We start from the raw sequence: 14,313 nt of genomic DNA, 5'->3' as shown, positions 1-14,313 counted from the left end.
CACCCGCACGCCGCCACCCGCACCGCCGCCACCCGCACGCTCACAACCGCGCCCGCGCCACTCACCCCCGCACCCTCCGCCTCCTCCCGCCCGGAGCCCCGCGCATGAGGGTCACCGACACGAGCGACCTGTGGTGGCGCACCGCCGTCTTCTACAACCTCGACGTGAAGACGTTCATGGACTGGGACGACGACGGCGTCGGCGACCTCGAGGGCCTCGTCCACCGGATCGACTACCTGGCCGAGCTCGGCGTCAGCTGCCTCTGGCTCGCGCCGTTCTACCGGTCCCCCGGCCGCGACAACGGCTACGACATCAGCGACTTCTACGGAGTGGATGAGCGCTTCGGGCACCACGGCGACGTCGTCGAGGTGATCCGGACCGCCCACGACCGCGGGATGCGCGTGATCGTCGACCTCGTCGTCAACCACACCTCGGACCAGCACCCCTGGTTCCAGGCCGCCCGTTCCTCCCCCGACAGCCCGTACCGCGACTACTACGTCTGGCGCGACGAGCCGCCCGCCGATCAGCCCGCGAACGTGTTCCCGGACGCGGAGGACGGCGTCTGGTTCCGTGACGAGGAGGCGGGCCAGTACTACCTGCACCACTTCTACCGGCACCAGCCCGACCTCAACACCGAGAACCCGGCCGTGCGCGACGAGATCGCGAAGCTCATCGGGTTCTGGCTGCAGCTGGGCGTCGACGGCTTCCGGGTCGACGCGGTGCCGTACCTGATCGAGCCCGGCGCCCGCGACGAGCACGAGTGGCTGCGCCTGCTGCGCCGCTTCGTCTCGCGGCGCTCCGGCGAGGCGATGCTGCTGGGCGAGGTCAACGTGACCCGCGAGGAGCAGCTCGGCTTCTTCGGCGGCGAGGACGCGGACGAGCTGTCGATGCAGTTCGACTTCATCGGCAACCAGCGCCTCTACCTCGCGCTGGCCCGGGAGGAGGCGGCGCCGCTCGTCGAGGCGCTCGCGAGCCGCCCCGAGATCTCCGTCGGCAGCCAGTGGGCGAACTTCGCGCGCAACCACGACGAGCTCACCCTCGACCAGCTGAGCGACGACGAGCGCGACGAGGTCTTCGCGGCGTTCGCTCCGGAGCAGTCGCAGCGGATCCACGGGCGCGGCATCGTCCGCCGCCTCCCGCCGATGGTCGACGGCGACCCGCGCCGCGTCCGCCTGGTCCACAGCCTGGTCTTCTCGCTGCCCGGGACCCCGGTGCTCTACTACGGCGAGGAGATCGGGATGGGCGAGAACGCCGACATCCCGGGCCGCAGCGCCGTGCGGACCCCGATGCAGTGGAGCAGCGCCGCCAACGGCGGGTTCTCGCGCGCCGACGCCTCCGACCTGATCGCCACCCCTCCCGGCGGCGGCTTCGGACCCGAGCACGTGAATGCGGCCGCGCAGCTCCAGGATCCGGACTCCCTCCTGGCCCACGTGAAGGGCCTCGCCTGGCTGTACCGGCGGTCGCCGGAGATCGGCTGGGGCGAGTACACGCACCTCCCCTGCGACGAGCCGAGCGTGCTCGCGCACCGGATGTCCGCGTCGACCGGCACGACCGTCGCGGTGCACAATCTGGCGTCGAACCCGCGCACGGCGCACCTGACGCTCCCCGACACCCCCGCCGGGGCGCGGCTGGTCGACTCCCTCGGCGGCGAGTCGCTCCCGCTCGACGAGGACGGCGCCGTGTCGGTGCCCCTCGACGGCTACGGCGCGCGCTGGTTCCGCGTGGTCACGGAGGAGTCGCGCCGGCTGGTGTGAGCGGAGGGGCGGGGCTCTTCTCGACAGTCCAGGAGTCGTCGCAGTCGACCTCGAGTGCGACGACTCCTGCGTTCTCGCGCGAGCGAGCCGAGCGCGCGGCTCGAGAGTCCAGTAGTCGTCGCAGTCGCTCTCGAGTGCGACGACTACTGGACTCTCGAGGGAGGCGGGGCAGGGACGGAGGACGAAAGCACCCACCGCACGAAACGTTACGCACCCCAGTCCACGGCATCGTTGACGCCACCATCCTTCCCCGCCTACCGTGAAGCGCAACCTTTCGCCCCCGCCGCCGCACCAGGAGGATCCGCATGGCCCCCACTCCGCCGAGCCACCGCGTCCTCGCGAGCGGCAGCCGCATCCCCGCGATCGGCGCCGGCACGTTCGGCTCCGACCGCTACGACGCCGAGACCGTCGGCCTCGCGGTCGAGCACTCCCTCCGCGCCGGCTTCCGCCTCCTCGACTGCGCCACCGTCTACGGCAACGAGCCGCGCGTCGGCCGGGCGATCGCCGACTCCGGAGTCGACCGCGACGAGCTCTTCGTCATGTCGAAGATCTGGAACGACGCGCACGAGCCCGCGGCGGCCGTCGCCTCCGTCGAGCGCTCGCTCGCCGACCTCGGCCTCGACGTGCTCGACGCCGTCTTCGTGCACTGGCCCTTCCCGAACCACCACCCGCCGCACGCCGAGACCGACGCGCGCGATCCGCACGCCCGCCCGTACGTCCACGAGGCGTTCCTCGAGACCTGGCGAGCGCTCGAGGGCCTGGTCGACCGGGGCCTCGTCCGGCACCTCGGCACCTCCAACGTCACGATCCCCAAGCTCGAGCGGATCCTCGCCGACGTCCGCATCGCCCCGCAGCTGAACGAGATGGAGCTGCACCCCTGCTTCCAGCAGCCGGAGCTGTTCCGCTTCTGCCTCGACCACCGCATCCAGCCGATCGGCTACTCGCCGCTGGGCTCGCCGTCGCGGCCCGAGCGCGACCGGGTGGAGGGCGACATCGTCGACATCGAGCACCCCGCGGTGCGGGCGATCGCCGACGAGCGGGGCGTGCATCCGGCCGTCGTGTGCCTCGCCTGGGCGGTGAACCGCGGCCAGATCCCGATCCCGTTCGCGGTGAAGCCGGAGCAGATCGAGGCGAACCTGGCCGCCGCCTCCCTGGTGCTCACGGCCGAGGAGCAGGAGGCGCTGCGCGGCGCCGAGCGCAACAACCGCCTGATCAAGGGCCAGGTCTTCCTCTGGCCCGGCAGCACCGGCTGGCTCGACCTGTGGGACGCCGACGGCACGATCCCGGGCTGGAGCGGCTACGGCTCGCCCCGCGCCACCCTGTGACGTGGCCACCTACAAGGACCTGCAGCGGCTGACCGGCCTCTCGCTCTCGACCATCTCGAAGCACTACAACGGGCTCCCCGTGCGCCCCGAGAACCGGGCGGCGATCGAGGCGGCGGCCGCCGAGGTCGGCTTCCGCGTCAACGGCTTCGCTCGAGGCCTGCGCTCGCGGCGCTCCCGCACGGTCGGAGTGCTGCTGCCCGCCCTCGACAACGAGTTCCACCTCTCGATCATCGCGGGCCTCGAGCGGGCCCTGCGCGGAGAGGGCATCGGCGTGCTGGTCGGCGTGAGCCGCCCCGAGCCGGGAGCCGCGGTCGACCTGCTGCTCGAGAAGATGGTCGACGGGATCGTGGCGGTGCCGTCCGCGGGCGACGTCGACGCGCTGCGCCGCGCCTCCGAGCAGGGCACCCCCGTGGTGGCCGTCGACTGGATCGACGACGCACTGGTCACCGATCGCGTCGCGCTCGACAACGCGGGCGCCGGCGCCTCCGCCGCCCGCCACCTCCTCGACCACGGCCACCGCTCGGTCGCGGTGCTCGGCGGGGAGGACGGAGTGTCCTCCACCCGGGAGCGGACCGCCGGCTTCCTCGCCGCCCTGGCCGAGCGCGGCGTGCACCCCGCCGCCGACGCCGTGGTGCGCGGCCCGCTGACGGTCGAGAGCGGGGTCGCCGCCGTCGAGCGGATCCTCGCCCTGAGCCCCCGGCCGACCGCCCTGTTCGCGAGCAACCGCGAGCTGACGGTCGGCGCCCTGATCGCCCTCGGCGACTCCGGGCTGCGCGTGCCGACGGACCTCTCCGTCGTCGGCTTCGACAACGTCGAGCTGGCCCGCGTGGTCCGCCCGCACCTGACCACGATCGCCCAGCCGACGGAGGCGATCGCCGCCGAGGCCGCCGCCCTCGTCCGCCTCCGCCTCGACTCCGGGGCGGAGCAGCCCGGCCCCCAGGAGCGGAGGCTTCCCGGCCGCCTGCTCGCCGGCTCGTCCGTCGCCCACCTCCACGACCTCTAGGAGCTCCTCTTGCTGACCACGACCCTCCTCCACCCCGAGATCCTGCACGCGCTCGCCCGCGCGGGCCACGGCTCCCGCGTCCTCATCGCCGACGGCAACTACCCCGTCGGCACCACGCTCGGACCGAACTCCGCGCTGGTGCACCTGAACCTCCGGCCCGACATGCTGACCGTCGACGAGATCCTCGACGCCCTGCTCTCGGCGATCGTCGTCGAGGAGGCGACGGTCATGACCCCCGCGCCCGGGATCGACGTCCCCGCGCAGGACGCCTTCCGCCGGTCCCTCGACGGCGTCCCCTTCACCTCGCTCGAGCGGCACGCCTTCTACGCCGAGGCGCGCACGCCCGACGTCGCGCTCACCATCGCCTCGGGCGACCGCCGCATCTACGCGAACCTCATCCTCACGATCGGCGTGCGCCCGGCCGACGCGTCCTGAGCGGGCGGGGCGGGGCGTCGTCCCGTCCGACCCCGCTCCCTGAGAGTCCACGAGGCGTTCTCACGGCCGGCATCCCTACTCTGGTCGGCGTGGATCTCGACACCCTCCTCAACATCGGCCTCGTCGTGCTGTTCGTCCTCCTCGGAGGCGTCTTCGCGGGCACCGAGATGGCCATCGTCAGCCTCCGCGAGAGCCAGGTCCGCGCGATCGAGGCCGGCAGCGAGCGCGGCCGGCGCATCGCCGAGCTCGTCCGCAACCCCAACACGTTCCTCTCCGCGGTCCAGATCGGCGTCACGCTCGCCGGCTTCTTCTCCTCGGCGTACGGCGCCTCGACCATCGCGCCCGACCTCGTGCCGCCGCTGCAGTCGCTCGGCCTCTCGGCCTCCGCCGCCTCGACCGTCGCCCTGATCCTGATGACCCTCGTCATCGCGTACCTCTCCCTGGTGCTGGGCGAGCTGGTCCCCAAGCGCCTGGCGATGCAGAAGTCCGTCGCGTTCACCAAGGCCCTCGCACCCCCGCTCAACGCCCTCGCGCGCCTGATGCGCCCCGTGATCTGGCTGCTGTCCGTCTCGACCGACGCCGTCGTCCGCCTCCTCGGTGCCGACCCGCGCGAGAAGGGCGAGAGCGTCTCGGCCGACGAGGTGCGCGACATGATCTCCAGCAACACCGAGATCCACGAGGACAGCCGCCGGCTGCTCACCGACATCTTCCGCGCGGACGACCGCCGCGTCGCCGAGGTGATGCGCCCGCGCCCGGACGTCGACTTCCTCCGCGGCGCGCTCAGCGTGGCCGAGGGCTACGCGGCGGTCCTCGACCAGCCGCACTCGCGCTACCCGGTGGTCGGCGACGACTTCGACGACGTGCTCGGCTTCGTCCACGTGCGCGACCTGATGTCCGCGTTCCCGGAGGCGGGCCGCGCCGGCACCGCGAGCAGCGTCGCCGACATCACCCGCCCGATCCTCGCGGTCCCCGGCACGACGAAGGTGCTCGCGGCCCTGCGCACCATGCGCCAGGACGGCCACCAGATCGCCGTCGTCATCGACGAGTACGGGGGAACCGACGGCATCATCACGCTGGAGGACCTGCTCGAGGAGCTCGTCGGCGAGATCTACGACGAGTACGACGGCGCCCGCCAGGCGGTCGACGCGAAGGCGGCCGAGCAGCTGCACGACGTCGACGGCGGGATGATCCTCGAGGACCTGGCGGAGCAGCTGGGCATCGAGCTGCCCGAGGGCCCGTACGAGACGGTCGGCGGGTTCGTCCTCGACCGGATCGGCCGCGTGGCCGTCGTGGGCGACTCCGTCCTCGTCGGCGACCACCTGCTCCGCGTGGCCGAGACGGACCGCTACCGCATCTCGCGGCTGACCCTCGTGCCGCAGCCCGCGTCGGAGCCGAGCCCGCCGACGGCGCCCGCCGTCTGACGGGCGACCGGCCGCCCCTATGGCAGCGGCCCCTCCACCCAGCGCGTGGCGGCGCGGCCGCGGGCTCCGGGCTGCGCGATCCACAGTCCGCCGGCGTGCGGATGACGCGCCCGCTCGTCCGCCGAGAGGTCGCGCGAGGCGGAGGTGACGACCGCGATGTCCAGGTCCTCGCCCGCGAAGGCGATGCTGGAGGAGTGCGGGGCGTCGATCCTGATGCCCTCGCCCTCGACCGGGCTGCCGTCGGCCTCGAACACCCGGACGCCGCTCCCGCCCCAGACCGCGACCCACACGCGGCCGTCGGCGTCCACGGTCAGTCCGTCGGCGAACACGCCCTCCTCGAGCTCGACGAACGGCTCGCGCGGGCCGTGCTCGGCGTCCGCGTAGGAGCGGCGGTGGATCACGCCCGACTCGGTGTCGGCCGAGTACAGCACAGAGCCGTCCGGCGAGAAGCCGAGTCCGTTCGAGAGCCGCAGGTCGTCGTCGAGCACGGTGACGGATCCGTCGTGCTCGATGCGCAGCAGGACGTCGTCGCCCGCCGACTCGCCGAGGGTCAGCGAACCGACCAGGAGGCGCCCCTGCGGGTCGATCGTGCCGTCGTTGAAGCGGTGCCCCTCCGGCAGCAGCTCGGAGCCGCGCGTGAGGGAGCCGTCGACCTCCAGGATCGCGAGCCGCCGGGTCAGCGCGACGAGCGTCCGCCCGTCGCCCAGGGGCAGCGCGGCGCCGACCTGCTCGCCGACGTCGGTGCGCGAGATCGCTCCGATCCCCTCCGCGGTGACGGGGGCGGACAGGACCGCGCCGGCCTCGATGTCGACCCAGGTGAGGCGGGCGGTGTCCGGATCCCAGACGGGCCCCTCGCTGAGGACGTAGGTGGGGGTGCCCGCGGGCGTCGCGTCGATCATGCCTCCACGCTAGGCCGAGGAGGCGGGCGGTGTCAGGCCCCGCGGGACGGATCCGGGCTCGCGTCCACCGCGCCTCGCTCCGCCTCCGGATGGGCACCGATCCCCGGGATACACCCGCTCGGCGGTCCCTGACAAGGGGTGAATAGCCCGGCGATATGGAGCCGCCCGCGGGTCTAGTGTCGTCTCGCCGCGCTCGGGACAGCGTTCCTCCGCAACGACGCCGGGGCGACAGGAAGGCGCTCGCCATGTCGACATCCACCAGTCCGCGCGGCCCGGTCCGGAGCCTCGTGCCCGCCCGCATCGACAGGCTCCCCTGGACCCGCTTCCACTGGTCGATCGTCGTCGGCCTCGGCTTCTCGTGGGTGCTGGACGGCCTCGAGATCCAGATCGTCGCCTCCGCCGGCTTCGCGAAGGAGTTCGGGCTCTCGGCCTTCGAGGTCGGCCTGCTCGGCACGATCTACCTGTGCGGCCAGATCGCGGGCGCCCTGATCTTCGGGCGGCTGAGCGACAAGCTCGGGCGGCGCAAGCTGTTCATCCTGACGCTCGTCATCTACCTGGTCGCCAGCGGCCTGGCGGGACTCGCGCCGAACTACGTCTTCCTCGCCGTGTTCCGCTTCTTCGCGGGCATGGGGATCGGCGGCGAGTACGCGGCGATCAACTCCGCGATCGACGAGCTCATCCCCTCCAAGTACCGCGGCCGCGTCGACATCGCGATCAACGGCACCTACTGGGGCGGCGCGGCTCTCGGCTCCGCCGCCAACCTGTTCTTCCTGAACGACGCGCTCTTCGCCGAGAACGTCGGCTGGCGCCTCGGCTTCTTCCTCGGCCCGATCCTCGGACTGGCGATCATCTACCTCCGCCGCCACATCCCCGAGAGCCCGCGCTGGCTGATGACGCACGGCCGCGAGGAGGAGGCGGAGCGCACCGTCGACGAGATCGAGCGCCGAGTGGAGGCGGAGGGCGGCGTGCTCGAGCCTGTCGACGACGCGAAGGCGATCACCGTGAAGGCGACGGAGAGCATCCCGTTCCGCACCATCGCCCGGGTGCTGCTGCGGCAGTACCCGAAGCGGACGCTGGTGGGCGCGACGATGATGATCACCCAGTCGTTCCTCTACAACGCGATCTTCTTCACCTACGCTCTGGTGCTCGAGAGCTTCTACGGAGTCGAGCAGAGCGCGATCTCGTACTTCTTCTTCCCGTTCGCGATCGGCAACCTCGTCGGGCCGCTGGTGCTCGGCCACCTGTTCGACGTGTGGGGCCGGCGGAAGATGATCTTCCTCACCTACGGCGTCTCGGGAGCGGTCCTGGCCGTCTCGGCGGTCCTCTTCAGCATGGACGTCCTGACCGCGACGACGCAGACGATCCTCTGGTGCGTGTCGTTCTTCTTCGCCTCCGCCGGAGCCTCGAGCGCCTACCTCACCGTGAGCGAGATCTTCCCGCTCGAGCTGCGCAGCCAGGCGATCTCGTACTTCTTCACCCTCGGCCAGATCGCCGGAGCAGTCGCCCCCGCCCTCTACGGCGCCCTGATCGGCGACGGCAGCGACCGCGGTCCGCTGACGATCGGCTACTTCGTCGGCGCCGCCGTGATGATCCTCGGCGGCGTGATCGCCCTGATCTTCGGCGTCGACGCCGAGCGCCGCAGCCTCGAGAGCATCACCGAGCCTCTGTCGACCGTGAAGTCCTGAGGGCGGATCGCCACGAGGCCGGGAGCCGTCCCGCGGCGTCTCGGAGCCGGCGTCTCGGGGCCGGCGTGGGCCGGCGTCAGTGGGCCGGGCGGTAGCCGGTCCGGTCGTCGGGGGTGATCTGGCGGAGGACGCGGGCGGGGACGCCGGCGGCGATGGTGAGCGGAGGGACGTCGCGGGTGACGACGCTGCCCGAGCCGATCACGGCCCCGTCGCCGATGGTGACGCCCTGGTTGATCGTGACGCCGCCGCCGATCCAGACGCCGTCGCCGACGACGACCGGTTTCGCGGTGCAGGCGCCGGCGGCGCGCTCCGCCGCGTCGAGGGCGTGGTTCGACGTGTAGATCGAGACGCGCGGGCCGAACAGCACGTCGTCGCCGATCGTGATGGGGGCGCCGTCGAGCAGGATGCAGTCGAAGTTCGCGTAGAAGCGGTCGCCGATCGTGATGTTGAACCCGAACTCGCAGCGGAACGTCGGCTCGAGGTGCGCGTCCGCGCCCACCGAGGCGACGAGCTCGCGGAGCAGAGCCTCCCGCTCGACCGGGGGACGCCCGAAGCTCGCGTTGTACGCGTTCGAGGCGAGGACAGCCCGCTCGCGCGCGGCGACCAGCTCGGGGGTCATGTCGTCGTACACGGCGCCGGTCAGGATGTGCGCGCGCTGGTCCTCGAGGGTCATCGTCGTCCGTTCGTCGGTGTCGGCGCCCCGACGGGCGCCCGCCGCCCACGCTACGGGGCCGCCGCGCGCCGGGACACCGCCTCCTCCGCCGACGCACCGCTCCTGCAGCGATGACTCGATGACGGAGCGGCGTCTCGGCGCCATCCCGCAGCAGGAGCGGCACCTCCGCGCCGCCACGCCCCCGCCGCGCAGCAGGCGTCAGCCCACGTGCACGCCCGGCCGGCGGTCGCGGCGGGACTCCGCGCGGCGGAGGACCTCGCGGGTGACGGGGGCGACCTCGCCGGTGCCGGTGATGAGGAAGCGGAACATGTTCGAGATGGGGCCGCCCTCGGTCCACTCGAAGTAGACGTCCGGGATCACGCCGGTGAGGTCGCGGATCTCGAGCAGCACCGTGGCGATGGTGTTCGGGATGTTGCCGCTGGTCACCGTCAGCACGCGGAAGCCGTGGCAGACGCGGCCCTGCACGACCAGGTCCTCCTCGAAGTCGGAGGAGTCCGTGGTGTGCACCTCGAGGAAGAGCACCGGGCCGCGCATCGGCAGGTTGCTGTCGCGCTGCTCCTCCGCCAGCTTGTCCCGGTACTCCGCCTCGGAGCCGTCGTCGGGCTCGTTCGCGAGGATGCGGATCACGCCGTAGTCGTCGGCGTCCGTGGTGAGGAAGTCGATCGCGGCGGCGTCGAACACCACGGAGGTGGCGCGCAGCTGGAACGAGCGGTGCACGCGCGAGACGAGCGAGACCGCGAGGATGCCGACGATGAAGACCGCCGCGATCCGCACACCGTCGGGCCTCTCGACCACGTTCACGACCGTCGTGTAGACGAAGACCAGCGCGATGACCGCGAAGCCCACGGCGCGCTTGCGCTGCTTCCTGCGCTTCGCCGAGAGGAACACGGCGACGGACGCAGAGGTGATCAGCACCAGCACGCCGGTCGCGTAGGCGCCGCCCTGCGCGTCGACGTCGGCGCGGAAGAGGATCGTGATGACGAAGGCGACGACGGTGAAGACCAGCACGAGCGGACGGACGGCGCCGGCCCACTGGGGAGCCATGCCGTAGCGGGGCAGGTAGCGCGGGACGATGTTGAGCAGGCCGGCCAGCGCGGAGGCGCCCGCGAACCAGAGGATGCAGATCGTCGCGATGTCGTAGACCGTGCCGAAGCCCTCGCCGAGGTACTCGTGCGCGAGGTAGGCCAGCGCGCGGCCGTTGGCCTCGCCGCCCGGCTGGAACTGCGCCTGCGGGATGAGCAGCGTGGTGACGAAGCTCGAGGTGATGAGGAACGCCGACATCGTGACGGCGGCGGTGATGAGCAGCCGCTTCGCCCCGCGGATGCGGCCGACCGGGGCGTCCTCGGTGTCGCCCGCGTCGCCGCGGATCTGCGGCATGACCGCGACCCCGGTCTCGAAGCCGGAGAGCCCGAGCGCGAGCTTGGGGAACACGATGAGCGCGATGCCGACCATGATCAGCGGATTCCCGTGCTGGGTCGTGAGCGCCGACCACCAGTCGCCGATGACGACGGGGTTCTCGGCCACGTGCCCGATCGCCACGGCGATCACGATCGCGTTGAGCAGGAGGAACACGGCCACGAGCACGACCGCGATCGAGATGGCCTCGCGGAACCCGCGGAGGAACACGATCCCCAGCAGGGCGATCAGCCCCAGCGTGAGCGGCACCTCCGCCCCGTGGAACCAGGCGGGGGCGAACGGGTTCTCGACCGCGTGCGCCGTCGCGTCGGCCGCCGAGAGGGTGATCGTGATCATGAAGTCGGTGGCCGCGAACCCCAGCAGCACGAGCACGAAGAGCTTGCCGCCCCACCAGGGCAGCAGGCGCTCGAGCATCGCGATCGACCCCTCGCCGCGGAAGCTCTCGCGGGCCACGCGGCGGTAGACGGGGAGCGCGCCGAGGAGCGTCAGCACCACCAGGACGATCGTCGCGAGCGGAGAGACGAGGCCCGCGGCGAGCGCCGCGATGGCCGGCTGGTAGCCGAGGGTCGAGAAGTAGTCGACGCCGGTGAGGCACATGACGCGCCACCACGAGTGCGTCCTGCCGGTGGCCGCGTGGGGGCCGGGGTGCGCTCCGGAGTCGTCGCGGAGGCCCTCGAGGAGCCACGCCTTCACCCCGCCCGCGCGCGCGGAGGAGAGAGGGGAGGGTTCGAGGGCGTCGGGGTCGCCACGGACGACGGAAGAGGTCACTGGATGTTTCTACTCGCCGTGAGGAGCGCGCCCGCCCGGAATGAGCGGATCCTCACGCTTTCCTCACGGGTAATCGGCTGGGGAGGGACGTCGGCGCGCGATCCCGCGTCGTGAGGGGGTCGTGAGCGTCGCGCGAGCGGACCGTGCGGATCGGCCCGGTACGCGTCCGCGTTCCGTCAGGATCCCCTTGCACCCGCCGTCGCGGGCAGACGATGGCGCTCGTGCACCTGCTCCTCCGCCTCCTCGACGCCGGTCCCCGCTGGGGCCGCCACACCGTCGGCGCGAGCCGGTACGGCGTCGTCCGGAGCGAGCTCGTCGTCTTCGCACCAGGCACCTCCGTCGAGGAGCGCAGGCGCCTCCGCCTGCACGCGGCCGGTCCGCAGCTGGTCGTGGCCGTGACGGCCGCCGGCGCCGTCGGGACGCTCGCGCTCGACCGGCTGCCGCTCCTCCTGCTGGCCGCGCTCGCCCTGCCGACCGCGTCGCTCCTGCTCCTCTCGGCCCGCTCGACCCGCCGCCTCCGCCGGGCCTGCGCCCGTCGGCTCGTGATCGCGGACGTCGACTCCCCCGCCGTCGCCGAGCAGGCGGCGATCGCTGCCGCGCTGCGGCGGGCCGACAGGCTGCTCGACGCCGGCGTCCTCACTCCGCTCGAGCACGAGGAGGTGTGGGCCTGCGCCCACGACCGGGTCGCGGGCCGCGTGGCTGACCGCCGCTCCCAGCCCCGGGCGGGAGGATCGGGGACGTCCGCCACCGATGGGAGCACCTCATGACCACACCGCGCCGCGCACTGATCCTCGTCGACGTGCAGCAGGAGTACTTCAGCGGTCCGCTCGAGATCCAGTACCCGCCGCACGCGCAGTCGCTGCCGAGGATCGCCGCCGCCCTCGACTCCGCCGCCGCCGCGGGCCTCCCGATCGCCGTCGTCCAGCACAGCGCGGGCGAGGGAGCGCCGATCTTCGACCCGTCGGGTCCGTCCTTCGCGCTGCACCCGGAGATCGAGAAGCGCCGCTCGGACTCGTGGAAGAACGTCACGAAGCGGTTCGGCACGGTCTTCGCGGGGACCGACCTGCTCGACTGGCTCCGCGAGCACGACGTCGACACGATCACCCTCGTCGGCTACATGACCAACAACTGCATCCTCGCCTCGGCCGCCGAGGCCGAGACGCACGGGCTCCGCGCCGAGGTCCTCTCGGACGCGACGGGCGCGATCGCGATCGCGAACGACGCGGGCTCGATCGACGCGCACTCCCTGCACACCACGCTGATGGCGCTGCTCAACTCGAACTTCGCCGCCGTCGCCCCGACCACCGTCTGGATCTCGGCGCTCAAGGGCGAGTACACGCTCCCGATGAGCAGCCTGCCCGAGTCGGCGACGGCGGGCGCCGCTCGCTGACGGGCACTCCTCCGGACGGATCGGCCGGCTCTACTCTCGGTGCATGGCCCTTCTGCACCGTGCGACGATCACCCCCGGGAAGCTCGAGATCGTGGAGGCATGGGCGCCGACGCAGCCCTGGTACGAGGGCGGCGGATTCACGCTGCTCGGCGCCTACCGGTTCGACGACCCCGATGGCGAGGTGGGAGTGGAGACGCTGATCGTCCAGTCGACCGGGCAGCCGCCGCTCCAGGTGCCGCTGACCTACCGCGGCTCGCCTCTCGCCGGCGGTGACGCGCATCTCCTCGCGACCGTCGAGCACACCGTCCTCGGTCGTCGCTGGGTCTACGACGGTGCCGGCGACCCCGTCGCGATCGCCGCCTTCGCCACGGCGATCCGCACCGGCGCCCGGGAGGTCGAGCAGCATTTCGAGGAGGACGGGCAGCGCATCGTCCGCCCGCCGACCGCGACGGTGCAGGGCAGCGGATCAGGCGCCGGAGCGTCCGGGCCGCCGTCGACGGTGCTCGTCCGCAGCGACGCACGGACCACCACGACCTCGGCCGACGGTCTGACTCTCGTCCTCGCGCGGGTCCTCGCGCCGCCGTTCCTCGAGGGCGAGGAGCGGCTGACCGGCAGGTGGAGCGAGGCGCTCCCCGTCACCCTCGCCGTCCTGGCCTGAACCGGCTCCGGTGGTCCGCCGCCCCCCGTCGCCCGGGTCGTGGGCGACGGACGGCGGCGCGCTCCGGGAGGACCCGCTCAGTGGCCGCGCAGTGCCGCGACGGTCCGAGTGGGACTAGTCGTTCAGGTGCGCGATGGCGTAGTCGGCCTCGTCGCTCGTGAACTGCTCCCCGTACTCGCTGGTCAGCTGGTCGCGGATGGCCTCCGGCGCCATCGCCATCTGGGCCTGGTAGTCCTTGGCCTTCGCCAGCGCGTTGGCGTTCCAGTCGGCGGAGACGGTGTCCACCGCGTACTGCGCGGCCTCGGGCGAGAACTGCTCCCCGTACTCGGAGGTGAGCTGGCCGTACAGGCCCGCCTTGCTCATGTGGAGCATCTCGGAGTAGCTCTGCGCCTTGATGAGTGCCGAGGCGAACTCGGGCGAGACCTGCGCAGCAGCCGCCGTCTCGACAGGCGCCGGGGCAGGGGCGACCGTCTCGACGGGTGCGGGCTCCGCCGTCTCGACGGGTGCGGGCTCCGCCGTCTCGACGACCTCCGCCTCCTCCGTGGCCGGCACGACGGGAGCGGTCGTGGGCTCGGACGACTCGACGATCACGGCCGCCGGGCGGTCGCTCGAGGCGGAGTTCACGGCGGCTCCGAAGCCGATCGTCGTCAGGAGCGAGGCGAGGACGGCCAGACCGCCGAGGACGACGCCGGTGATCGACATCGCCTTCGACTGACCGCGGCGGAGGGCGAGGATGCCCAGGACGACGGCGGCGATCCCGACGAGTGCTCCGAAGACCGGCACGAGGCCGACGAGGAACGCGACGATGCCGACGACGAGTGCGGCGATGGCGAGGCCGGTCGGGCCGGTCTTCGGAGCACTCGTCGGGATCGCCGCCGTCGTCCTG

Annotated in this window: 13 protein-coding genes; 9 read left to right on the top strand and 4 right to left on the bottom strand. The window is 72.4% G+C overall.

Features of this window, described 5'->3' with window-relative positions:
* Nucleotides 1–104: 104 nt before the first annotated feature.
* The 5 genes from C5C71_RS16605 (at nucleotide 105) to C5C71_RS16585 (ending at nucleotide 5,938) form a co-directional block, all read left to right on the top strand.
* Nucleotides 105–1,754, top strand: a complete 1,650-nt coding sequence (locus C5C71_RS16605) for an alpha-amylase family protein (protein ID WP_104334160.1) — start codon at nucleotides 105–107, stop codon at nucleotides 1,752–1,754.
* Between the two features lie 305 nt (nucleotides 1,755–2,059).
* Nucleotides 2,060–3,079: an aldo/keto reductase gene (locus C5C71_RS16600; RefSeq protein WP_104338128.1), complete on the top strand. Its 1,020-nt coding sequence runs from the start codon at nucleotides 2,060–2,062 to the stop codon at nucleotides 3,077–3,079.
* Between the two features lies 1 nt (nucleotide 3,080).
* Entirely contained in the window at nucleotides 3,081–4,082 is a 1,002-nt protein-coding gene (locus tag C5C71_RS16595; protein WP_104338127.1) for a LacI family DNA-binding transcriptional regulator, read from the top strand.
* Nucleotides 4,083–4,091: 9 nt separating this feature from the next.
* Nucleotides 4,092–4,517, top strand: a complete 426-nt coding sequence (locus C5C71_RS16590) for an RbsD/FucU family protein (RefSeq protein WP_104225080.1) — start codon at nucleotides 4,092–4,094, stop codon at nucleotides 4,515–4,517.
* Between the two features lie 89 nt (nucleotides 4,518–4,606).
* Nucleotides 4,607–5,938 carry a hemolysin family protein gene (locus C5C71_RS16585; protein WP_104233863.1) on the top strand — a complete coding sequence of 444 codons (1,332 nt, stop codon included), beginning with the start codon at nucleotides 4,607–4,609 and terminating at the stop codon, nucleotides 5,936–5,938.
* 17 nt (nucleotides 5,939–5,955) lie between these two features.
* Here C5C71_RS16585 and C5C71_RS16580 read toward each other — a convergent pair whose 3' ends face one another.
* Entirely contained in the window at nucleotides 5,956–6,837 is an 882-nt protein-coding gene (locus C5C71_RS16580; protein ID WP_104239634.1) for an SMP-30/gluconolactonase/LRE family protein, read from the bottom strand.
* A gap of 245 nt (nucleotides 6,838–7,082) precedes the next feature.
* Here C5C71_RS16580 and C5C71_RS16575 point away from each other — a divergent pair, with 245 nt between their 5' ends.
* On the top strand, nucleotides 7,083–8,522 hold the full coding sequence (locus C5C71_RS16575) for an MFS transporter (RefSeq protein ID WP_104338126.1): 1,440 nt from the start codon (nucleotides 7,083–7,085) through the stop codon (nucleotides 8,520–8,522).
* 76 nt (nucleotides 8,523–8,598) lie between these two features.
* Here the strand turns inward: C5C71_RS16575 and C5C71_RS16570 are convergent, their stop codons facing one another.
* On the bottom strand, nucleotides 8,599–9,195 hold the full coding sequence (locus C5C71_RS16570) for a sugar O-acetyltransferase (RefSeq protein ID WP_104338125.1): 597 nt from the start codon (nucleotides 9,193–9,195) through the stop codon (nucleotides 8,599–8,601).
* Between the two features lie 198 nt (nucleotides 9,196–9,393).
* Nucleotides 9,394–11,379: an amino acid permease gene (locus C5C71_RS16565; RefSeq protein WP_374952929.1), complete on the bottom strand. Its 1,986-nt coding sequence runs from the start codon at nucleotides 11,377–11,379 to the stop codon at nucleotides 9,394–9,396.
* Between the two features lie 221 nt (nucleotides 11,380–11,600).
* Here C5C71_RS16565 and C5C71_RS16560 point away from each other — a divergent pair, with 221 nt between their 5' ends.
* Genes C5C71_RS16560 through C5C71_RS16550 form a run of 3 tightly spaced genes read left to right on the top strand, consistent with a single transcriptional unit; the run spans nucleotide 11,601 to nucleotide 13,427 of the window.
* Nucleotides 11,601–12,146: a DUF6611 family protein gene (locus C5C71_RS16560; RefSeq protein WP_146082394.1), complete on the top strand. Its 546-nt coding sequence runs from the start codon at nucleotides 11,601–11,603 to the stop codon at nucleotides 12,144–12,146.
* Entirely contained in the window at nucleotides 12,143–12,769 is a 627-nt protein-coding gene (locus C5C71_RS16555; RefSeq protein ID WP_104256665.1) for an isochorismatase family protein, read from the top strand. Before C5C71_RS16560 ends, C5C71_RS16555 begins: the two co-directional genes overlap by 4 nt.
* Nucleotides 12,770–12,812: 43 nt before the next feature.
* Nucleotides 12,813–13,427 (top strand): hypothetical protein, encoded by a 615-nt coding sequence (locus C5C71_RS16550; RefSeq protein WP_104338124.1) that lies wholly within the window; start codon nucleotides 12,813–12,815, stop codon nucleotides 13,425–13,427.
* 114 nt (nucleotides 13,428–13,541) lie between these two features.
* Here the strand turns inward: C5C71_RS16550 and C5C71_RS16545 are convergent.
* On the bottom strand, nucleotides 13,542–14,313 hold a 772-nt coding region (locus C5C71_RS16545; protein WP_308471231.1), incomplete at its 5' end, for an Ltp family lipoprotein.

It is taken from the genome of Rathayibacter sp. AY1C1 (genome assembly GCF_002932105.1).
Classification (GTDB): Bacteria; Actinomycetota; Actinomycetes; order Actinomycetales; family Microbacteriaceae; genus Rathayibacter.
Note: the sequence above shows the minus strand (reverse complement) of the source record. Positions and strands in the feature narration are given on the sequence as shown.